Annotated in this window: 21 protein-coding genes; 10 read left to right on the top strand and 11 right to left on the bottom strand. The window is 40.0% G+C overall.

What is annotated here, in order from left to right; genetic code table 11:
* Positions 1–16: 16 nt before the first annotated feature.
* From opgC to L4C38_RS04850, 4 genes are all read right to left on the bottom strand, one after another.
* Entirely contained in the window at positions 17–1,576 is a 1,560-nt protein-coding gene (gene opgC, locus L4C38_RS04835) for an OpgC domain-containing protein (protein WP_428796402.1), read from the bottom strand.
* A 264-nt stretch (positions 1,577–1,840) separates the two neighbouring features.
* Positions 1,841–2,074, bottom strand: a complete 234-nt coding sequence (locus L4C38_RS04840) for a hypothetical protein (RefSeq protein ID WP_428796403.1) — start codon at positions 2,072–2,074, stop codon at positions 1,841–1,843.
* 199 nt (positions 2,075–2,273) lie between these two features.
* Positions 2,274–3,014 (bottom strand): sulfite exporter TauE/SafE family protein, encoded by a 741-nt coding sequence (locus L4C38_RS04845; RefSeq protein ID WP_428796404.1) that lies wholly within the window; start codon positions 3,012–3,014, stop codon positions 2,274–2,276.
* A 324-nt stretch (positions 3,015–3,338) separates the two neighbouring features.
* Positions 3,339–4,181, bottom strand: coding sequence for a DUF6279 family lipoprotein (locus L4C38_RS04850; protein WP_428796405.1), 843 nt, complete (start codon positions 4,179–4,181; stop codon positions 3,339–3,341).
* Between the two features lie 217 nt (positions 4,182–4,398).
* Here L4C38_RS04850 and L4C38_RS04855 point away from each other — a divergent pair, with 217 nt between their 5' ends.
* A complete protein-coding gene (locus L4C38_RS04855) occupies positions 4,399–4,761 on the top strand; it encodes a cystatin domain-containing protein (RefSeq protein ID WP_428796406.1) in 363 nt (120 codons plus the stop codon).
* A 102-nt stretch (positions 4,762–4,863) separates the two neighbouring features.
* On the opposite strand, the gene L4C38_RS04860 is transcribed toward L4C38_RS04855, so the two are convergent.
* The 4 genes from L4C38_RS04860 to L4C38_RS04875 form a co-directional block, all read right to left on the bottom strand.
* Positions 4,864–6,474, bottom strand: coding sequence for an RCC1 domain-containing protein (locus L4C38_RS04860; protein ID WP_428796407.1), 1,611 nt, complete (start codon positions 6,472–6,474; stop codon positions 4,864–4,866).
* Positions 6,462–7,181: an EAL domain-containing protein gene (locus tag L4C38_RS04865; protein WP_428796408.1), complete on the bottom strand. Its 720-nt coding sequence runs from the start codon at positions 7,179–7,181 to the stop codon at positions 6,462–6,464. Before L4C38_RS04865 ends, L4C38_RS04860 begins: the two co-directional genes overlap by 13 nt.
* Before the next feature lie 40 nt (positions 7,182–7,221).
* Entirely contained in the window at positions 7,222–7,509 is a 288-nt protein-coding gene (locus L4C38_RS04870) for a ribbon-helix-helix domain-containing protein (protein WP_428796431.1), read from the bottom strand.
* A gap of 369 nt (positions 7,510–7,878) precedes the next feature.
* The gene (locus L4C38_RS04875) at positions 7,879–9,786 is read right to left on the bottom strand and encodes a methyl-accepting chemotaxis protein (protein WP_428796409.1); all 1,908 of its coding nucleotides are present in this window, start codon (positions 9,784–9,786) and stop codon (positions 7,879–7,881) included.
* Positions 9,787–10,223: 437 nt separating this feature from the next.
* On the opposite strand from L4C38_RS04875, the gene L4C38_RS04880 reads away from it, so the two are divergent.
* Positions 10,224–11,267, top strand: a complete 1,044-nt coding sequence (locus tag L4C38_RS04880; protein ID WP_428796410.1) for an OmpA family protein — start codon at positions 10,224–10,226, stop codon at positions 11,265–11,267.
* A 4-nt stretch (positions 11,268–11,271) separates the two neighbouring features.
* A complete protein-coding gene (locus tag L4C38_RS04885; RefSeq protein ID WP_428796411.1) occupies positions 11,272–12,687 on the top strand; it encodes an RCC1 domain-containing protein in 1,416 nt (471 codons plus the stop codon).
* Here L4C38_RS04885 and L4C38_RS04890 read toward each other — a convergent pair.
* Positions 12,678–13,586 (bottom strand): LysR substrate-binding domain-containing protein, encoded by a 909-nt coding sequence (locus L4C38_RS04890; RefSeq protein ID WP_428796412.1) that lies wholly within the window; start codon positions 13,584–13,586, stop codon positions 12,678–12,680. The genes L4C38_RS04885 and L4C38_RS04890 overlap by 10 nt on opposite strands.
* 199 nt (positions 13,587–13,785) lie before the next feature.
* Here L4C38_RS04890 and L4C38_RS04895 point away from each other — a divergent pair, with 199 nt between their 5' ends.
* The gene (locus L4C38_RS04895) at positions 13,786–13,959 is read left to right on the top strand and encodes a cystatin domain-containing protein (protein WP_428796413.1); all 174 of its coding nucleotides are present in this window, start codon (positions 13,786–13,788) and stop codon (positions 13,957–13,959) included.
* 215 nt (positions 13,960–14,174) lie between these two features.
* A complete protein-coding gene (locus tag L4C38_RS04900) occupies positions 14,175–14,534 on the top strand; it encodes a hypothetical protein (RefSeq protein WP_428796414.1) in 360 nt (119 codons plus the stop codon).
* A gap of 79 nt (positions 14,535–14,613) precedes the next feature.
* Here L4C38_RS04900 and L4C38_RS04905 read toward each other — a convergent pair whose 3' ends face one another.
* Positions 14,614–15,261, bottom strand: a complete 648-nt coding sequence (locus tag L4C38_RS04905) for a DUF8692 domain-containing protein (RefSeq protein WP_428796415.1) — start codon at positions 15,259–15,261, stop codon at positions 14,614–14,616.
* Positions 15,262–15,622: 361 nt separating this feature from the next.
* A complete protein-coding gene (locus L4C38_RS04910; protein ID WP_428796416.1) occupies positions 15,623–15,823 on the bottom strand; it encodes a restriction endonuclease subunit S domain-containing protein in 201 nt (66 codons plus the stop codon).
* A gap of 475 nt (positions 15,824–16,298) precedes the next feature.
* Here L4C38_RS04910 and L4C38_RS04915 point away from each other — a divergent pair, with 475 nt between their 5' ends.
* The 5 genes from L4C38_RS04915 to L4C38_RS04935 all read left to right on the top strand — a co-directional run.
* Positions 16,299–17,255 (top strand): AAA family ATPase, encoded by a 957-nt coding sequence (locus tag L4C38_RS04915; RefSeq protein ID WP_428796417.1) that lies wholly within the window; start codon positions 16,299–16,301, stop codon positions 17,253–17,255.
* Positions 17,256–17,265: 10 nt separating this feature from the next.
* Positions 17,266–18,183 (top strand): DUF58 domain-containing protein, encoded by a 918-nt coding sequence (locus tag L4C38_RS04920; protein ID WP_428796418.1) that lies wholly within the window; start codon positions 17,266–17,268, stop codon positions 18,181–18,183.
* Between the two features lie 4 nt (positions 18,184–18,187).
* Positions 18,188–18,646, top strand: a complete 459-nt coding sequence (locus L4C38_RS04925) for a DUF4381 domain-containing protein (protein ID WP_428796419.1) — start codon at positions 18,188–18,190, stop codon at positions 18,644–18,646.
* A gap of 3 nt (positions 18,647–18,649) precedes the next feature.
* Entirely contained in the window at positions 18,650–19,618 is a 969-nt protein-coding gene (locus L4C38_RS04930; RefSeq protein ID WP_428796420.1) for a vWA domain-containing protein, read from the top strand.
* On the top strand, positions 19,611–21,110 hold a 1,500-nt coding region (locus tag L4C38_RS04935; RefSeq protein WP_428796421.1), incomplete at its 3' end, for a vWA domain-containing protein. The genes L4C38_RS04930 and L4C38_RS04935, both read left to right, overlap by 8 nt.

Genomic DNA, 21,110 nt, shown 5'->3' on the forward strand with positions numbered 1-21,110 from the left:
CGAGTAAAATACACATTTAGAGATTCAAAAACTGTATCGTTTGGTGCGCTTTTTCAGGGTGAGAAAACTGCACCTGCCTCATTTTCGGAGGACCTTGCAACGCCGGGTTATTTGAATATCCGAACCCTTCTGTTGGCATTCCCCTTGGACCAGTCGTCAATTGATTGTTGCCATCATCATCTTGATAAGCAAATATCGCATACTTACCTGTTGGTATTTCTTTAATCTCAATCCCTGACTTCGCTTGTTCCGGAGAGTAACCTTGAGCATGAATGCTTGGCATTCCAGTTAAGCTATCTTGCTCACTGTAAACCAGCACAACTACGGGACCTTCGCCTTGAATGTTATTGATCTTAACAACCAAAGGCGCAAGACCATTGTCATCAACTTCGACAACAGGCACCACGGCTGGTTTAAACATAATCGACAGTAATAAAGCAGCCGTTATCGCCCCACCACCGCCCAAACTCCAGCGTTTCCTTGTAGAAAGGTCTCCACTACGTTCGCGCATCCATGCAGGTATCCAAATAGACGCGGCACACAACAATACAAGTACTTCATAATGAGATTCAAATCGCTGCGTCATCAACATCGGAGCCATGATATAAATCATCACGGTATGCCAAGCGAATACCTGTAAAGAATGTCGACCAATATAACTCAGCGGTTCAAATACCAACCAAGTCGGACGCATTCGAATCACCACCGCCACCAAATATGCAAAAATGGCAATATTAAATAGTCGGAACCAGCCTAACTCCGGTTTATCTGCCAGCGAATACAGTACTCCTTGATGGAGCCCCAATGAATTAAAAACACCATGATGCATCAACATAATCGCTAAAGCAGTTATGGCTGCAATTATAGCTAATGGCGCCGAATACCAACGGAAATTCGCTTGGTTAGCCGCGTACCCAAAGGCGGAAGCGATCACAAACATAAACTGCCATGCAAATGGGTCAAAATAGCCGGTTTGCAAAGACAAATCTGGCGATATGTTTGTCAACAAACTCAGTAGAACACTATCAGAAATACTACCACTCACACCCCATATCACTGCACTGATGAGCAATACCCACACCATCCAACCTCGACGATAAGCCGCAATCAGACCGGGTAACAGAAACATGTACATGATGTACAAGGGTAATATTTCAAGATAATTAGGCTTGTTGACCAACAGAAAACTGAGGATGGTAGATGACCACGGTGCTTCTACTAGGCTCGTTAAATTAGGTTGTAAGGTTTGAGCAGCCTCCGGAAGATAAACGCTGCATATACCAAACCAAGCAAAAACAATCACAAGACAAGCAAAATGGTAACGATAAATAGTGAGCGTTCTGCCCCATGCTTTTTGTCTGATTTCGGTATTGGATAATTTAGCTTTGCTGTAAATCGCTCCAGCTAAAAAACCGGAAACGAGAATAAACCCTTCTGCTGCACCAAACTGCCCAAAAGGCTGCAAGGTAAACATTTGAAAAATGGAGTTGCCACCACTAATCCAGAACAAGTGGTTCAGCGTCATGACGATGAGCAATAGCCCTCGAATTGAGTCCAACGCAGGAATGCGCTTCATGATCAGATCCTTCTAAAAAATTAAACCTGTTAAGCAAACACTATGAGGTGATTTGGATAACTGTATTTTGATATTTTTTTGAAGGGCTCTTCTGACCAAGTGTGCTTTCTACATGATCTAACTCAATTTTCAGCCAACATCATTTTTGAGAAATGATTGGTCGAGAAGCTTAGCGCTTCTCGACTACCATATTTTGTAGCAACACAGGTTCCAGCTAACGGAGATTTGATCTCGCTACACTAAGCATCTTGAGGTTAATAAGAGCTATTCATCGATGTATATCGCGATTCTTCCCGTATGGGCTCTAACCATGGAGTGTGCTTGAGCGTACCCAACAACCTTGTCTTTGATGTACACGTACGCGGCGCATATGAGAGCAAGGACGGTAAATGAGAATAATGCGTGCATACTTAAGAACCACGCAAAGATAGCGGTAAGGAACGCGATAAAGGTGATCATACGACTGCTTGTCATCACCTGACCTAACTTTTTATTCATAACTCCTCCTCAGATAGAAAAGCACGAACAAAACTGTAATTAGTTTGGTTAGTGGCAAACCAATTTCAACCGGTTTGCGATATTATTATCTAGCCGTTAACGAACAAAAAACCATCCACAGATCTCAATTAGAACAAAATACGATAACAGCAGAGCAATCTGCGATATCACCCACAAATGGCTCAATTACTAACCAATATTAACCATACACATCAACAAAGAAATAAATCGTCATCACGATGCTTGATACGGTAACAAAATTCCTCACGTAATTTGGATTAATTTGCCTCGAAACGCGCGCCGCAACATACCCGCCAATAACACTACCAACTAGCACCGCAAGACCTGGCAACCACGCGATAACCCCTTGCGAGAGGAATATGACAATGGCACTTAATGATACACAACTTGAAACCAACAGCTTCAAGCCGTTCATTTGATTAATGTCGGTATATTTCGCCAACACCAAATAGCTCAAGACAACAATACCTAAGCCTGCATTAAAAAATCCACCATATGCGCTAACAAACAGCAACACCACCCCAAGTAACACCACGGCATGTTGAGTTTGTGGTAGCTTACGGCTCAGTTTTTCGCCTGCAATGAACAATATCGTTGCGAATAGCAATAACCATGGAATGGTTTGATAAAAGAATTGTTCTGAAATATTTAAAAGCAGAAAAGCGCCACAAGCACCGCCAAACAGACTCAGAAGTACTATAGGCAGCACAACCTCCGGCTGTTTAACAATGTCTTGCCGAAAACCATAAGCCCCACTGAGATAGCCAGCACTCACGGCAAAGGTATTAGTAGCGTTTGCCCCTATTGGAGGAATACCCACAAATAACAGCGCTGGAAAAGTAATAAAACTTCCCCCTCCGGCTACACTATTTAACACCCCACCAATAACTCCGGCAACAACAAGTAACCACCAATCCATACGACACTCCTTTTAGTGCATGTATTCTAGTTGATAGCACGACTTATCAGTATTCAACTTTAGCCAAATCAATACCCAAGTGACTTCAAGATGCAAAATTCAGAGCCTTGTCACTGGTTCCAGTTCAAGGAAAACAACGACGTGGAATAGCCATCTATTTCCTAGTTGTTTGACGAAAAAATGGTTCCAGTGACAGGCTCCCGAAGGGCGAGTTTGTTAGGTTCGCAGACTACGTTATCGATTCTTAATTTAGAGCGACTAGATTTGCAAATCAACGCCTTGCCTGCAAACCTAACAATTCTCGCTGAACTAAGCATCTTGAGGTTACTTGGGTATAAGCGTTAATTGGTAGGCAATGTCACGCCATTCGCTCAGCTCTTCCCTTAATTTCTCTGTCTGATTGACTGTCATCAAATTGACAATCTCAACTATATAACGACGACTGATTTCCGAATTATGTTTGGTGCGCATTTTCAATGGTTGCGAGTAGTACTGCTGAGGATCATAAAGGATGTTGCGAAGAGACAACTCCAACGGCTCACGTTGCGTTCTACTGGCAAACATTTTGCCCAACTCAACGCGAACTTGCGTTTGATATTCAAACCAAAACGGTGTCGTTATTCTTAAGTCCTGAACCCATGACTCAACTAATAATTGCTGTTGCGCGGTTAATGGACCAATCCATTGCGTAAGACTTTCTTCAATCCGTTGTTGGTATAGGGACTGGAGCTCGAGGTCACTTGCATTGATGTACTTTTTCTTAAATTTTATATGGCGAACACGTACTTCATTCATTAATTGTTCAACCTGCTCATCGCTCATTTGTTCGACAACATCAACAATTGCAGGAAAGAAATGATCAAGCAAACGCAAAGAGTGCTCCCTAAACTTAAGCTCCTGTTGTTCAAACTGTTGCAAGCTTAATGTCGCTGGGGTTAAAAGTAGCAACTCATCCAATTGAGAAAGGTATGCAGGAAGCTCTGAAGTGCGATGCCAAACAGAAGCACGCTCAATAGATTCACTGATCAGATTCTGTTGTTGATCATTCAATTCAACAAAGTCTTCAATATACTCAATCGCGATCCAATCTAAGTTGTCATAAATGAATTTTGTGCCACACGCCATGAGCATCATCGATGTGATAACAACAATAAACCATCGCTTCATAACTTCCTCTGTTTGATACTAACTAACGTTTATACGGTTCCAGTTTCGAAACGCACAATATCAGTTCAGCATTTAGTAAGGATTAGTGCAATGATGCGAATAATTTAACTTTCACATGACTCTAAAATACAGAATATTTTTGACAATAAGCCAAACTCCAATCACATTGGAATCAACAATAAAACTCGCAGCTCAATCAACGAGCAAGAGGAAACAGATGAGTCGATACTTCATTATCGCTGCGCTTGCAGCAACGGCACTTAGCGGCTGCGCCAACAACTCGCAACCGACTAAGCCAATCTCTCCAATATGCCAGCAAAAAGCGATGCCAGGTAGTTGGCATGAGGCTCAGTTAACACCTGAAGTCCAGCAAGCGGTCAATACGTTTATGGATCGTATGAACAATGCATCGCCTCTTAAGTCAGTTAATCAAGTACGGACTCAAGTGGTAAACGGCACTAACTACGCCATCGAGGTTCAGTTAGAAAATGGCGAATATTGGCATGGTATTGTTTACCGAAATATTCGAGGTGACTATTTAATTGATAGCTTGGCAAAACAAGGGAAGCTCTGCCCGTAATATCCCCTCAGTATTTCAGCTAACAATCAATCCACTTGATCGTTGGCTGAAACTCTAAAGTCTTTCTTTTATTGCGTCATTTAGCGCCTAATGGTGTGTCGCCTAAATAGAAGTTTCAATCAATTCAATAGAAGGTTTTAGTTTATCCTCCACAAGACTAGAGTCACCGCCATAATTATAATTCCCCCACGTTAACACTGAGCCATTCTCTTGAATTGAAGCTACGCCACCGTTAAAATTGGAATAAACCTTGTACACCTTACCAATAAAATCTACGCCAGAACTATCGCCACCGTTTACCGCATCTCCCCATGAAACAACCGAACCATCATTCTTAACCGCGATGAATGCGCCACCTTTAGCTATATATAGCTTCTCTACACCACTACTCAAATCTACGCTTGAGCTGTCTCCACCTCTTAACGCATTTCCCCATGAAACAACCGAACCATCATTCTTAACCGCTGCAAATGCATACATGTTTGAATATATCTCATTTACACCTGCGCCAAAATCCACCGATGAACTGTCTCCGCCATATGAAGGGTCTCCCCACGTAACGACTGAACCATCATCTTTCAACGTTGCAAATGCAGAAAAAGTTGAATGGATACTCTGTATACCTCCACTTAAATCTACGCCTGAACTATCGCCTCCTCTTGATGCAAAACCCCACGTGACAATTGAGCCATCATTCTTAACCGCAACAAATGCAGATTCTCCGTTTGGGTAAATCATTTGCACATTACCACTAAGGTCAACGCCAGAGCTATCTCCCCCCGAGTTTGCTTTCCCCCACGTAACCACTGAACCATCATTCTTAAGTGCTGCAAACGCAAATGAAGTTGAAAATATCTCTTTTACACCACTACTAAAATCCACACCGGAGGCGTCTCCACCACTATCAGCATCACCCCAAGTGACCACGGAGCCATCCTCCTTTAGTGCCACAAATGCAAATAAGTTTGAATAGATAGCATGTACACTATTATTAAAATCGATACCTGAACTGTCACCGCCTTCGTAAGGAGATCCCCAAGTTGTGACCGAACCATCACACATCAACGCAGCAAATGCACCTCTTGTCGAGTAAAGCGCCTTCACTCCTGCAGTTAAGTCCACACTTGAACTGTCACCCCCTTTGCTAGAGTCGCCCCACGTAACGACAGAGCCGTCATTTCTAACTGCAACAAAGGAATAATAATTTGAAAATAGACTTTTAATCCCACTACTCAAATCTAATCCAGAAGGAATGTTACCACCGTTGGAAGCTCTTCCCCATGCAGTTACGGAACCATCATTCTTAAGAGCAGCAAAGGCAGCTGCTGCTGATTCAATACTGACAACGACAGAAACACGGTTAACACTGTATGCTGATGTTGACTGCTTATAATCATCCATTCCTATAATATTAATACGAACATCGAAACCAACATCTTTGTCCGTTAACTCATAGGTACTTTCGGTTCCAACCGTCTTATTATCTATTACCCATTGATATTGATACATTGCCTCATCGCAAGTCGTACAAATTACATCAGGAACTAAAAAACCATTCCTATATTTTAACTGTAAACTGGTGATTTTAGGGTTAGGCGGAAGTTTTATTTTGGTAACACTGTTAAACGCTCCCTCAGAATCACATCCTAAAAGTGTTATCAATAAACTTGGAACAAATAATTTCTTCATAACCATCATAATTAAGTTAAACAAATAGAATTATCCAGCAATGAAGTCTCAGCCGTACGAGGTTTGCTGATATAGAATCCTTGCCCATATTGAGCGCCGATAGACTTCACAAAATCATATTGTTTTTTACTCTCAATACCTTCAACAACGACACATAGACCACTAGACTTAAGAAATGAAACAAATTTTTTGAATTCAACTGAGCCTTTATGAAACTTACACATCCTTTCCATGATATTTTTATCAAATTTCACCTCTGTAAAAGGCAAAAATAAAAATTTTTCAAAGCTATTAAAGCCACAACCAAAATCATCTAGCGAAAATTTAGTTCCGAGAGAACTGAAAGAAGCAAAATTATTTATCAACTCATCACTAATAACACACTCCGAACTCTCTGTGAGCTCGATGGTTAGATCGCCAAATGGAAAACTAGATTTCTCAAACAAATGGATAACCTTTAACAAGAGATGGCTGTTAGACAGGTCCACCCACGAAGCATTCAGGTTAAACTTGGTATTCATATCAAAATAAACTCGATCTTCAATCAGATTTTTGACAACTGAGATCAATAACGGTTCTTGAATCGAACTCGCTGTTAACCTAATCGTATCTAACGCGCCAAACTTTATATCACCCATTTTAGATCGGCATAAAACTTCATATGATTTAATATCACCACTATCTAAACAAACTATAGGTTGATAGGTATTTGTAATTATTAATTTATCCATCTAATATCTCCCTATATAGAACCAGAAAAATACATCCGAATCATTCTGTGAATGATTCATTTTCCAAGAATACAATGCAATACACTCTTAATAGTGACGTAAAACTGTTATAGTCAACCCCACTTTCAATCGCTTCTGAATATATTTCTGAAATCAACTCCGAGCGCGTTTTGTTTTCTTTATCTGCAATGCTCTCTAAAACATCCCAATACTTACTTTCTATTCTTAAACTTGTAGAATGTCCCAGAATTCTAATTGAACGAGACCGAACAAGTAGATTGTTTTTATCCATATAATTAAAACGACTACACATACCCCTCCTACACATCACTAAAGAACTACATGTTTAAACACTTACCGGTATAAGGAACATTTAAGCCTTAACTCTGATATTATTTTCTTTCCACAAGCTTTTATTTCATCGTCAACATATGTATGTTCAAAATCAATTGTTTCAATTGTATTTAAGATACCAGACAATACTTCATCATCAATATGGTTACTTTTCTCCAGGACATAATCAATTTTCTTTGCTTCCATCTTCAGCAGAAACAGAACTGATTTAAATAACCGATCACTCTTTCTACTCGCTTTAATTTCATTTAATAAAACGATCGTATCAACACATGAATCACACATTGACACGGTACTATATGCAATGATTAAATCCGTACTACAACCACATAGTTTGCATCTGTTAATTGTCATATTCCCCACTACTACCACCTACCTTAAAGAAATTCAAATCACTTGATATAATTTTGATCAAAGATGATATTTCACCATTCAAAGACTCAACGTTATTAATTTCTTGTAAGCTTTCCCTTACTGCAGTATTTATTTCTTCTAATTGTTCTGATACTTTTTGCGTTACTAATGACTGTTCTTCCGATGCAGTCGATACTGTTGAATTGACATCTGATAATGCATTAACTTTTAATTCTATTTCGGTAAAATTCACATCCAAATCAGAATATAGACCTTGAGACTCGGACATCAGTTTAATATTGTTTTGCATTAACTGATCCGATTGTTTCGCTTTTTCTTGAAGTTGTATAACAATATTTTGTATAGAAGAGGTGGATTGTTGAGTTTTCGCCGCCAACGCTCTTACTTCATCAGCAACGACAGCAAAACCTCTTCCTTGCTCACCTGCTCTAGCAGCTTCAATTGCCGCATTGAGAGCCAACAAATTAGTTTGCTCTGATATTCCATCAATTATTTCGATTACGTCATTTACGTTTTCAGCATTATTCATCACGATAGTTGATATTTTGGCTGATTCTGTAATGGATCCACCAATCTGTTCTGATATGGCATTAACCCTGCAGAGAATCTCACTCCCTTCATTGATCTTATCTATTGCTTCATTATTTAATTTTTCGGCTGATATTGCATGATGCGCAACACTCTCCGATGAGCATGAAAGTTCAGCACACGCTGTAGCTACATTTTCCAAATTAGTGTTTTGATTATGACTATTGTCACTAACGGTTTTAATATTTTTAGATATTTTTGATTGATTATCTCTAAGCTCAAATTGTACTTCGTTAGTAGACTTTAAAATTCTCGTAACATTTTCTCTCAAAAATCGAAGCGAATCGAACACTGTATCCAGTTCGTTATTACATTTTACAACTTCAATTTCTTTAAAATCCCCTTTAGCAAATGATTCAATGTAGCTAACAACCATTGGTAATCTTTTGAGCTCTAGCCTCAATACAAATATCAGACATGTTATTAAAATCAAACCAACAAATAAAACCACAACTGAAACTAAAATAACTTGCTCTCTCGTTTCATCCATAACTTTATTCTGTAAAGCTACGGTATACAAATTGAAGCCTTTAGTATCGTGCCGCATTACTGCATACGAGTCTGATACGTTATTCCTATATTTAATTATTTCATTAACCATCAATCCATCAAGTTGCGGTCTAAATTCAAATAAATTCTTGCCAATCAAACCTTTCTTTGAATTTAGCTCATCTGCCATAAAAATAATATTATCATTAGTGGTCATTACAAATTCAAACCCTAAATCTGGCATAAACTCAGATAAATCCACATCGATACCAAAGACCGCAACAGTTTTTTTATCAGTAATTATTGGCGCAGCAATCGTGATAGTGTAATCTCCTTTCCATGATTTATATGGCGCGCTTATAAACGTAGCACTCTTTCCGGATAGAACATTTTCGAACCACTGTCTTTTTTCTACTTTAGCATTAAAATCCTCAAGCCAACCATTCGAATCAAATACGTCACCATCGGTATCAACAATAAATACTTTTGAGAAATCATCATACTTATTTTCGATCTCTCCCAAAGATTGTTTTAAATTCCGTTGATTTCTTTTATTTTCAATAGTATTTAGTTTTTTATCAGGGAGAGTTTCTATCAACAATGCCATACTAGAAACCTCATCCTTTAAAACTTCCACCAATAACGCATAGACGGTTTCTACCGCTTTCCCGCTCTGAGTTTCACGCTGTTCTAGTTGCTCTTTTGCGTTATTTTGAACATATAAATACGATGCTGATGATACGAAAGCAATAATAATACCAACACAAACTGACAGCCAAATACTCATTTTTCTTAACATCAATAACCCTTATTATCATTATGGACTTTCATCGCAGATAGTCTCAAATATTCCCACCGACTCGGTAGCACCATTGCACTACACTTATTGCTAGAGCTCACATTTCATAGCTCAATACAAATTAATTTAATATTACGTTTGTTGTATTAGTTTTCGCTTTTCAAAGTTGATATTACTTAAAGTTCCAAGCCTAATCATGTTATATCTACTATTACAAAAATAAATGCATCAAGATGCATACCAGATAAAAATATCACACGTATTCAATGATATATAACCATTCAATAGATTTCTCAAACTGAATCTACAGCTGGATAAGTGTTAAAAAGTGCTACAAAATATTAATGCGACATATTGTGGTACAACTGCACTCCCAATAACGAATAAAACTGAAATATAGTCATGGCATTTTATAATTAGGTATTTTTAATAAAGTTATGCTAATAAGAATTTATATTTTTTGCTTAAGTTTAGTTGCAAGCTCTTTCGTAATAGCATCGACTGATAGAATAGCCGAAAGCAGCGTTAGCTATCCCGCTTTCATTACTGGCGTTAAGACGGGTTATCAGATAGCTACAGATGAGACATACGACGGTAAAAATCCAGATGCTTACCTCGCTGGCATTTTTGCAGCAATACAAATATCGACTAACTTGCGTTGGGATGTCGGTTTCCAATATCAAAATGACTTCAAAGCGGTGGCAACATCGACCACCATAAAAACCTCTCGTATTGAAACTGCGTTACGTTACGACTGGTATCTTAACCATGATTTAAGTCTTTATGGGCGCTTAGGCGCTAGCTATTGGGATATAGAAAAAGATAGTCCTGGCGTTTTTGAAACAATGAATGCCAAAGGTCTGTCACCATTAGGTGAAATAGGATTAGGATTCCATATTAGTCCTAATGTTCAGCTATCAACAGGTTTCCAATATATTGATAGTATCGGTAATTCAAACACTGGTGAATATGACAACTACTCGTTAGTATTCGAACTATCTTATCATTTTGCTAAAACACCAACAGTGATAGCATCCCCATCGGTTACGCCCACAACTGACAATCAAGCCAACGATACTGAAACTAATTATAAGAGCCCAATAATCTACCGTTTTACAGAAAATTTATTCGATGGCGGTTTATTGTTTGCATCCAACAAAACAAATATCGATATTAAATATATGGACACGCTAAAGAAAATTGCGACCGTGTTAAAAAAAGACTCAAAGTCCAAACTTATGATTGTCGGTCATGCCGACTCAAGTGGCTCAAAAATTTATAATCAAAACTTATCTGAGCGCAGAGCTCTCGCTGTAGCAAATATTCTAAAAGAATTGGGGGTTAACTCCGATCAATTAACCATAATAGGTAAGGGTGAAACAACACCAATAGCAACGAATGAAACAGAACAAGGACGTTCACAAAATCGCCGAGTTATCGTCACCTTCTTGGCATTCTTGTATCAAAATTCGGATGATTAATTTGATGGCTAGATATATAAATAGAACTTTCCTCTCTATTCTTTTGTCGATATTTCTATTGGGTTGCGATTCAAAAGATGCATTCAACCGAAGTCTGCCAGCAGAACCGATATCTCCTGGATCGATTATATCTATTGAGATAGTTACGAAAAACCCGCAAACATCTTTAAAACTTGGTGAGGTTATTCAGTTCGAAGCGCAAGCCAAATACAGAGAAGGTCACGTCAACAATATTACAAATGAAGCCAATTGGGCTATAAGTAAGCCGCAGATTGCGAGCATAGATAATGGAAAGGTGGTAGCGAAAAAATATGGAAACTTCGATGTTCATGCTGACTTACAAGGAATAACTGCGTCCTACCCTGATACTCAGTACGTGAAAGGTTTTGTTTCAGCGGCTATGATTAAAAATAGCTTTATAGTACTAGATAGTGAAGGGAGCGTGGTTGACCAAAACAAACCATACCAAGCTGATATAAGTGGTGTATCACACCTTTTAAACAATATTAAAAACATTTATCCCGACCCATATGATAATTATTCATTTGGTGATGCTCAGGGATTTGCAGCGGTTAAACAAGATGGCTCAGTCATATTGTTTGGAAATGTCGGAGATACTAGTTCAATTAATGCACAACTAACAAATATAAAGCATGTAATTTTAGGCTATCAAACCGGAGCTGTGCATAGGAATGACAATACTGTTATAAGTTGGGGAAATGTAACAAACCCTCTAACAGCACCGCTCTCCAACGTCAAAAGTGTTACAGCCAACGCGCAAGCATTCGCCGCTATTATAAACGACAATTCAGTGGTAACTTGGGGGAACGCGAATTGGGGAGCTGATAGCTCCAAAGTTCAGTCTGAATTAAAAAATATCAAAAGTGTATCCGCTACACGCCAAGGAGCTTTTGCCGCTATCAATAACAATAGTCGTGTCATAAGTTGGGGAGAGCAGAACGCAGGTGGAGATAGTTCATCTGTAAAAGCGTCACTAACTAATGTTGATAAAATTGTTGGAGATTTTGCTAATTTTGCAGCCCTGAAATCTGATGGGAGCATCGTCTTGTGGGGTCTTTTTTATGGACAGCCTCTTAATAATGCGTTTTTATCAAATTTAACTAATGTCAAAGATATAAATGCTGGAGAACTCGGCTTCATCGCTCTTAAATATGACGGTTCTGTAATCTCTTTTAGCAATGGTACGAATATCAATGAGTGGTCTGCACAAAAGTCACCATTTACATCGGTAGCCCTTCACAAAACACTAGGTGCTGTAGCCTTAAATGAACAAGGCGACGTTATTCGTTTGAGTGACAATAATGTCATATTCACAAATGTTTCAGAGCTATTAACAATACCTTATTCAAATATTATTGTCGCGATCTTAATTGATGGTTCTATAGCAAGCTATAAATAGTCCCGAAAACTAGCCACATTTTTAATCTTACTCATCAACCATTGATGTCCAGCGTCATTACTACGGTTCGAATGCCACATATTGCACACATTAAAATTTGTTTTATTAAATGGTGCAGTAAATGCGTGTAAACCGTAATTCTTCGCGAATCTTTCCGTTGTTTTCTTAGGTAAAATAGCAATATACTCAGTCTGAGAAACTACCGATAATAATTCTATGTAGTTCGAAGCACTATAAGCCACTCTTCTGTCTGATAATTCATTAATATCCGAACTAGTCAGCGAACTCATCCCATTTTGACAAGAAGTGAGTACAACGTGTTCTTCTTGCAAGAATTGTTTTAGTGATAACTGGCTTCCAATACGAGGATGATTTTCGCTACATACAACCATTAGCTCTTCATTGGTAATTACGTCATAACGTACGGATGCAGGCAACTCCCTCTCAATATCAATAATTACATCATATTGGTGAAAACGTAATGCCTCTTCATAATCCGGAACAAACAGGGGATTAACCTGTAATACAATGTTTGGCGCATTTTTCTTAATTTTATTGATCAATTTAGGGATAAACTCATGACTCACATATGGAGGGCAAGCTACAGAGAACAATCGAGATGATGATTCAGGATTAAAATGATTAATTCCTACCAAATGAGAGTCAACCGTTTCCAATATCGTTTTCATCGACTTACAAAGTTCTCTCGCATAATTTGTAACTTCAACGCCATAAGAAGAACGATAAAACAACTGGTCACCATAGATAGACCTTAAACGAGTTATCGCTTTACTCACGGCTGGTTGACTCAAATGTAAGCGAGTAGCTGCTTTCGACAAGTTTCTTTCTTCACAAACTGTAACGAATATTGGTATCAAATTAAGTTCTGTACTCTTCATTGCTGCTACATATGCCTTAGATTGACTATTATCGAGTCGAAACACTAACAGATCTGTTTATTCAGTACAGACCCTTATTCAACATTGACAAAAACATTGCATATGTTCACAAATAGAGTCAAAAAATAGCATTTTTTAACCTAAAACTGACAACAAATGCACAAGTAACGGTTAGCACGTTAATGATCGCATAGATTATGTGACGCCTCTCAAGTCAGCGAATCAAGTACGGACTCAAGCGGTGAACGGCACTAATTACGCCATCGAGGTTCAGTTAGAGAATGGGGAATATTGGCATGGTATTGTTTACCGCAATATTCGCGGTGATTACTTGATCGATAGTTTGCCCAAACAAGGTCAATTTTGTCCTTAATACTGCACACACACTGCAATGTCCTAGCTAACGGCGAGTCTTCTCGGCGTTAGCTCAACACCCCACCTCATCGCCTAGTATTCAGTTTTTGATGAGTTAGATACCTCATTAAATATCATCTATTTTTTTGACAACTCTCGTGATAGCGATCACATTCAATCTTATAGAAGATTAATTGACACCAAACGATTACATCAAATGATGAGGGGATGATGATGAAAATGCTGTTGGCTATTAGCGTAAGTATAATCGCGATCAACACCTATGCCACCGAGGAGGAACCAGTAAAGCCGACCATGAGCAAATGCGACACCCATGAAAAATATGCGAGCTGGAAAGAGACAAAAATAACAGCAGATGTCCATCAAGCGCTAAATCGCTTTATGCAGAATGTGGATTCGCGCTCTCCAATCAAGCAAGTATTAGATGTACGCGCGTTAAACGAAGACGGACGTTACTTCGCGTTTGAAGTCGAACTAAAAAATGATGAAGTTTGGCACGGAACTGTACATCACAATCCACGTGGCGACTATCTAGTCAACAGTATCCCACGTAAAGGAAAGCTATGCCCTTAGCTGCCCTAAAACTAAACGACAAAATATTTAGCGGCAAGGCACTTTATACCCGAATACGTATCATTAAAGTGCCAAACGCCTAATTAAGCTGTGGTGATTTTAATTCTAGCAAGCAGTTTGTTACTTGATAGCCAAACCAACTTACGATGCCTAAAAATTTAGGTCCATCTTCAAACAAATAGTGCCATGTGAAATAGGTATCTGGTACTAAATCTATTGCTACAGAGATAGTAAAACCTACAAAGAAAAAGAACAGCAGCGTGATATCACGGCTCAGTATTTGCCTTCTGAAGTTAACCACATAATAAATCAATAAAAGCGCATATAGAATAAGTACAATTTTTTCATTCAAGCCGAATACTTTCGGAAAAATCCATTCATGAAACATGAACAGATCATCAAATAAGAATGCGAAGCTTATTACTGCACCCAATAATATAAAATTGTTTCTAATTCTATCCTTTGCCCTGACTTTCAAGATGCCATAGGTAAAGAAACCGATTGAACAAGAAAACGCCCAAAGGACAATACCTAAGTTTGAGATAACACCAGTAAATGGATGCTGACCAGTAACTGAAAGTGGATCTTTCGTCAAAACTGAAATCGGCAACCCCATCTCTATACTGACAACAACAGCACTGATTAATATCAATAATGCGGGAAAGTAGAGAATTGAAAGTGACTTTTTAGGTATAGAAAACCATTGCTTTATATCAAATTTCATCATCAACTAAACTTTAGTATTATACATGGAGGTGTATTTGTCGCTGAAAAGTGGGTCTATGGTTGTTAAGCCATTTTAACGACGCAGTAGCTACTCTAATAATATTAAGTTACAAATTATTGTCCAATGAAAAACAACTCAGTTACATTAAAATCATACTTAACTCTAATTATTGGAAAATTTAGTGATAATATTTCGATGATTACTAAGTAAGCACTGTGGGATTCTCAAATGATTTGAAGTGTTCGCGAGATGCGTGATTTGGTTGTATGTTCGTTTTCGCGTGAAAGTGTAATGCGACAGGTGTGAGGTGTAAGGAAAGAAACGCTGCCGTGGCAGCGCTAAACTGTCTAGATTTGCTCAATCAATGAATTGGCGCATCTGACTTAGTATAAAACTGACCAAAATACTGCTCTAGTACTTCTGGTGTAAGCTCTCCGGCTTCTTCTAGGCGTTTTAGCTCTGCTGCTATTGCTTTTTGCTCTTCTATTGAAGGCAATGCCACTTCTGGTTCATTAACCATTTCTTGCGACATTTTCTCTAGTTCTTTCTCAAAATCATTCATGATCAATACTTACCTATAAATTCCAATCTAGAGTGAGTTTACTCATTTCCGTACACTTATTCTAGATTAACGTTCTCCAATAAAAATGACTAAATGATTCGTCTGTAGCACATCAAGCAGCCATCAAAACATCATGATCTATTATCTGTTATCGTAGGGGCTCAATCTATTTTGTTTATCGCCTATCCAAATAAAAAGGCTTATTAGGCGATCTGGTGCTCTAAAAGTGAACAACTTCTTTTTTACAGAGTTAGTATTCTATGAATTTATGGAAAGACAGCCCATTTTTTGCTCTTTTACTATTGCTTAACTAGCTGATTATGATATGAAATTGCCCTTGATATCGTTACTTAAAAACATCATGATATTGTTTCGATACTGCTAGCACTATATTAGAGAATAAGCTTTCCGCTAAATCGAACTGTTGTTTCCCCTCTTTGGGGCGCCATTTGAAATCAAGGAGTATGAGGAACCGATGACATCAACAGCATTTACAACGTTACGAACGTACCTAGAAAGCCAAATAGTCGGTCAAAATGAACTCGTTAAGCAATTGCTAGTTGCACTTCTCGCTGATGGGCACATTTTAGTTGAAGGTCCTCCGGGGCTGGCAAAGACCCGAGCGGTAAAATCCCTTGCTGATTGCATTGAAGGGGATTTCCATCGAGTTCAATTTACACCCGATCTCTTGCCGTCAGATCTCACGGGAACCGATATTTTCCGCCCTGAGACTGGGGAATTTCAATTCCGAGCAGGTCCTATATTTAACTCTTTAGTCCTCGCTGATGAGATAAACCGCGCCCCTGCAAAAGTACAAGCCGCAATGCTGGAAGCGATGGCGGAAAAGCAGATTACAGCGGGTGGACATACCTATCCACTACCAGAGCTGTTTTTGGTTATGGCGACGCAGAACCCTATTGAACAGGAAGGGACTTACCCGTTGCCAGAAGCGCAACTCGACCGTTTTTTACTTCATCTAAATGTCGACTACCCAGACGCACAAAGTGAGTTGGCAATCTTGCGCTTAAATCGCGGTGAAGCGAAAGGTGAAACACCATTAACACCTCCTAATTTAACGCAAAGCCAAATTTTTCAAGCTCGTCAAGAAGTGTTGAACATTCATATGGCGGAAGGAATAGAGCAGTATATTGTTCGCCTTATTATCGCCACTCGACAACCAAACCAATACGATGATGACTTGGACAACTGGATTGAAATAGGCGTTAGCCCACGAGCAACCATTGCTTTAGATCGCTGCGCCCGAGCACATGCATGGTTAAGCGGCAGAGACTTTGTCTCACCTGAAGACGTTCAAGCAATGGCTTATCCTGTACTTCGTCACCGCTTAATGCTGAGCTACCATGCTCAGGCAGAAGGTATTTCCCCTAACCAAGTAATTGATAAGTTGCTTTCATTAGTTGGCAGTGCATAAGGTTATGCCGATGAAAAGTGATTTTGTGCCATGTTCTAACGGCGTTGATTTATCCCTTGATGAGCTACTTTACTTTCAAAAGCAAAGTGTCAAGTGGTTGCCTCCGGCAAAAAGTCTTTGGTCACAAATGCTCGGTCAGCATCACAGCCGTCAATTGGGCCGCGGGATGGATTTCAGTGAGGTTCGCCAATACCAAGTGGGTGATGATATTCGCGCAATTGACTGGCGTGTGACTGCGCGTACAGGAAAAACACACACTAAGCTGTTTTCAGAAGAGCGAGAAAAGCCTCTCGTACTCTATCTTGATCTCAGCCCAAGTATGATGTTTGGTTCAAAACTGATGCTGAAATCTGTCATGATGGCGCATATGGCAAGCCTGATTGCGTGGCTCACCGTTGCCCAACAAGATCGAGTGGGGGCAATTATCGATACTGGGTCCCAATTGGTTGAGTTAAAGCCGACCAGCCGAAACCGCGGTCCCCTTGCCATTTTGCACAAATTAATCACACTACACCAAACACAACTTACTACACCGCGAACAGCGCACTCTCACGATTTAAAGCCGGCATTACAAGCCTTGAGACGCTTAACCCCTAAAGGCGGTGAAATTATCTTTTTAAGCGACTTCGTTCGCTTAAGTAGTAATGATCAATATGCACTATCTCAGCTAAGGCAACACAATAGCGTTCGTTTTGTTCATATTTCTGATCCTCTGGAATCTGGTTCAACCAATTTTAGAGGATCGGAGAAAGTATCTGATGGTAGTCGTAGCCAATGGTTAGACTTTTCATCAAAAAAATCTCGCCAACAGATTGAATTGGCATTTAACAATAAACAACAAGGCTTAAAAACGCTTGCACAAAAAACAGGGATTAGTTTTTGCGCCTTGAGTAGTGGGCAACCGCTACTAAATCAAATTTCTGGATGAATGTATGACCAGCACTGATAACGATTCGATTTTACCACTTAAAGATATGGCTTTACCTCAAGTTCCTGATTGGTTTCCTCTTGCTTGGGGATGGTGGGCTTCACTGGCTGGAATAGTGGTAGTTTTTGCCATTTTTCTGTTCTACATACGTTGGAAAAAAAAGCGTCTTGCTCCGAAAAAAACCGCGCTCCATTTAATCCCAAAAGAAAAGCCCGCAGCGGCACTCGAATTAGTTCGTCAAGTTGCACTGTGTTACTACCCTCGTGAGCAAATCGCACAACTAACCGGTAAAGATTGGTACACCTTCCTTGATTCACAGGTAGCAATCCCCGTGTTTGAACAAAACTATGAGCTGTGGCAAAGCGTTCTTTATCGTAAGCAAACCGTCGAAAATGACGACGAGTTAGTACAACACTGTTATCAGTGGGTAGAGCAAGCACTACCACCAAAGAGAAGGAAATAATGTTTGTCTAACTTAGAGTTTGTTTGGTGGCCGATGTTCTTCTTATTGCCCTTACCTTTGATAGCATACTTCCTGCTACCTCAGGCGAAATCGGCTGCACCACTCTATTTGCCTTATTTGCCAGAACAAGCAATCCAGCAGGCAGGCAACCGTTACACGGTTAAAGTGCTCGCAGGTTTAACTTGGGTTGCTCTAATCTGTGCGGTGGCAAGACCGGTATGGTACGGAGACCCTGTTGTTCACCAACCCGAGCATAGAGATATGCTATTGGTTGTCGACTTATCCGGTTCAATGAGCCAAGAAGACATGCTCTATCAAGGCAACTATATTGATCGCCTTAGCGCTGTAAAGCATGTGTTGGGTGATTTTATTGAACAACGAAACGGGGATCGGCTGGGTCTTGTATTTTTCGCCGACCATGCCTATCTGCAAACGCCGTTGACTCTCGACCGCAACGCTATTCGCCAGCAGTTGCAGCAGGTAGTGCTTAATCTCATTGGTTCTAAAACTGCCATTGGTGAAGGCATTGGGCTCGCAACAAAAACATTCGTTGATAGCTCTGCGCCCCAACGTGTGATGATTTTACTTAGCGATGGCAGTAACACCGCTGGTGTCATTGCGCCAATGGAAGCCGCTAAAATAGCTAAAAAATACGGTGCGACTATTTACACTATCGGTGTGGGAGCGGGTGAAATGGAAGTGAAACAGTTCCTCTTTACTCGCAAGGTGAACACCGCTCGCGACCTTGACGAAACAACGTTAAAAGAAATTGCCAAGCTTACTGGCGGGGAATACTTTCGCGCTCGCAATAGCGACGACCTTGAAAATATTTATCAAACAATTAACCAATTAGAGCCCGTAAGCCAAGCAACTCAAACATGGCGACCACAACAAGAATGGTTTAGATTCCCCCTAGCCTCGGCACTATTTTTGAGCTGCGTACTGATTGTAATGAGAAGAAATCATGTCTGAATTTATTTTTCTCTATCCAGTGTGGCTATTTGCTTTGATCCCATTAGCCGTCATGGCATTTTGGCTGCTAAAGCGCAAGCGACACAAAAATTTGATTGCACCACATCTTGCTAAGGCAATGGGCGCAAACACGAGCCAATCGTCAAAAATTCTGATTTATGTATTTACGCTTGTCTCTTTCATTGCGGTGATCGCATTATCCGGTCCAAGCTTCTCCAAAACAAAGCGACCGAGTTATACCACGTCCAGTATTCGTATCTTGGTTATGGATATGTCCTTATCAATGTACGCTAATGACATAAAACCTAACCGACTTACGCTGTCACGTTACAAAGCCATTGACCTTTTGGATCTGTGGCAAGAAGGACAAACCGGCTTGGTGGTTTATTCCGGCGACGCCTACCTCGCAAGCCCACTAACGAGCGATAGTGCAACATTGGCGAACCTAATTCCGAACTTATCGCCAGAGATCATGCCTTATCAGGGAGCTAATGCCATCTCTGCTGTTCAGCTTGCAATCGAAACTATCTCAAGCTCTGGTTTTGCACAGGGCGATATTGTGCTCTTCAGTGATGATATAGAACCCTCTGAACTCGATGAAATAGAACATATGACCAATAGTGGTGGTTATCGGCTCAGTATTCTGGGCATAGGAACTCAATCTGGAGCCCCTATACAGCTCAACGATGGTTCGCTGCTTCGTACAAGCGCAGGCAGTACACCTATCGCTAAAACACCCTTTAACTCTATGAAAAAATTGGCGCAATCCACTGAAGGCGTATTTGTTCCGATTCAAGCGGACAACAGTGATATTGAAGCAATTGCAGCATTGACAAGTCAAATCTCAGATACAGTGTTAAACCAACACAATCAAAAAATGAACGATCGCATCAATCACGGGTACTGGCTTGTATTACTGTTACTTTTACCCGCTTTACTGATGTTTAGACGCGGTGTTCTCCTTTCACTTTCTTTAGTACTCGTACTCACTGGCACAATCATACCCGAACAAGCCCACGCAAACCCATTTGTAAATAATGACCAAAAAGGTTATCAAGAATTCGAGCAACAAGACTATCAAGGTGCAGCGCAAAGCTTTGAAGACCCACGATGGAAAGGGATAAGCCAGTATTACGCTGGAGATTACACTGCAGCAGTCAATTCATTAAAAGCATTTAGCGATATTGACAGCCAATATAATCTCGCCAACGCTCATGCTCAACTTGGTAATTTCAAGCAAGCGAAAACATTATATGAAGAGGTATTAGCGGCGGAGCCTAACTACCAGAATGCCCGTTCTAACCTTGAGATGATCGAACACGCTCAACAGCAGCAAGAACAGCAAGAACAGCAAGAACAGCAAGAACAAAATGCTCAATCAACTCCAGAGAAAGATCAACAGTCTCAGCAGTCTCAGCAGTCTCAGCAGTCTCAGCAGTCTCAGCAGTCTCAGCAGTCTCAGCAGTCTCAGCAGTCTCAGCAGTCTCAGCAG

The sequence above is a fragment of the Vibrio kasasachensis genome (assembly GCF_050337565.1).
GTDB lineage: Bacteria > Pseudomonadota > Gammaproteobacteria > Enterobacterales > Vibrionaceae > Vibrio > Vibrio kasasachensis.

Bases quoted from the DNA above. Each gene is read 5' to 3' on its own strand.
- opgC (WP_428796402.1), bottom strand. From the start codon at position 1,576: ATGAAGCGCATTCCTGCGTTGGACTCAATTCGAGGGCTATTGCTCATC.
- L4C38_RS04840 (WP_428796403.1), bottom strand. From the start codon at position 2,074: ATGAATAAAAAGTTAGGTCAGGTGATGACAAGCAGTCGTATGATCACC.
- L4C38_RS04845 (WP_428796404.1), bottom strand. From the start codon at position 3,014: ATGGATTGGTGGTTACTTGTTGTTGCCGGAGTTATTGGTGGGGTGTTA.
- L4C38_RS04850 (WP_428796405.1), bottom strand. From the start codon at position 4,181: ATGAAGCGATGGTTTATTGTTGTTATCACATCGATGATGCTCATGGCG.
- L4C38_RS04855 (WP_428796406.1), top strand. From the start codon at position 4,399: ATGAGTCGATACTTCATTATCGCTGCGCTTGCAGCAACGGCACTTAGC.
- L4C38_RS04865 (WP_428796408.1), bottom strand. From the start codon at position 7,181: ATGGATAAATTAATAATTACAAATACCTATCAACCTATAGTTTGTTTA.
- L4C38_RS04870 (WP_428796431.1), bottom strand. From the start codon at position 7,509: ATGTGTAGGAGGGGTATGTGTAGTCGTTTTAATTATATGGATAAAAAC.
- L4C38_RS04875 (WP_428796409.1), bottom strand. From the start codon at position 9,786: ATGTTAAGAAAAATGAGTATTTGGCTGTCAGTTTGTGTTGGTATTATT.
- L4C38_RS04880 (WP_428796410.1), top strand. From the start codon at position 10,224: ATGCTAATAAGAATTTATATTTTTTGCTTAAGTTTAGTTGCAAGCTCT.
- L4C38_RS04885 (WP_428796411.1), top strand. From the start codon at position 11,272: ATGGCTAGATATATAAATAGAACTTTCCTCTCTATTCTTTTGTCGATA.
- L4C38_RS04890 (WP_428796412.1), bottom strand. From the start codon at position 13,586: ATGAAGAGTACAGAACTTAATTTGATACCAATATTCGTTACAGTTTGT.
- L4C38_RS04900 (WP_428796414.1), top strand. From the start codon at position 14,175: ATGAAAATGCTGTTGGCTATTAGCGTAAGTATAATCGCGATCAACACC.
- L4C38_RS04905 (WP_428796415.1), bottom strand. From the start codon at position 15,261: ATGATGAAATTTGATATAAAGCAATGGTTTTCTATACCTAAAAAGTCA.
- L4C38_RS04910 (WP_428796416.1), bottom strand. From the start codon at position 15,823: ATGAATGATTTTGAGAAAGAACTAGAGAAAATGTCGCAAGAAATGGTT.
- L4C38_RS04915 (WP_428796417.1), top strand. From the start codon at position 16,299: ATGACATCAACAGCATTTACAACGTTACGAACGTACCTAGAAAGCCAA.
- L4C38_RS04920 (WP_428796418.1), top strand. From the start codon at position 17,266: ATGAAAAGTGATTTTGTGCCATGTTCTAACGGCGTTGATTTATCCCTT.
- L4C38_RS04925 (WP_428796419.1), top strand. From the start codon at position 18,188: ATGACCAGCACTGATAACGATTCGATTTTACCACTTAAAGATATGGCT.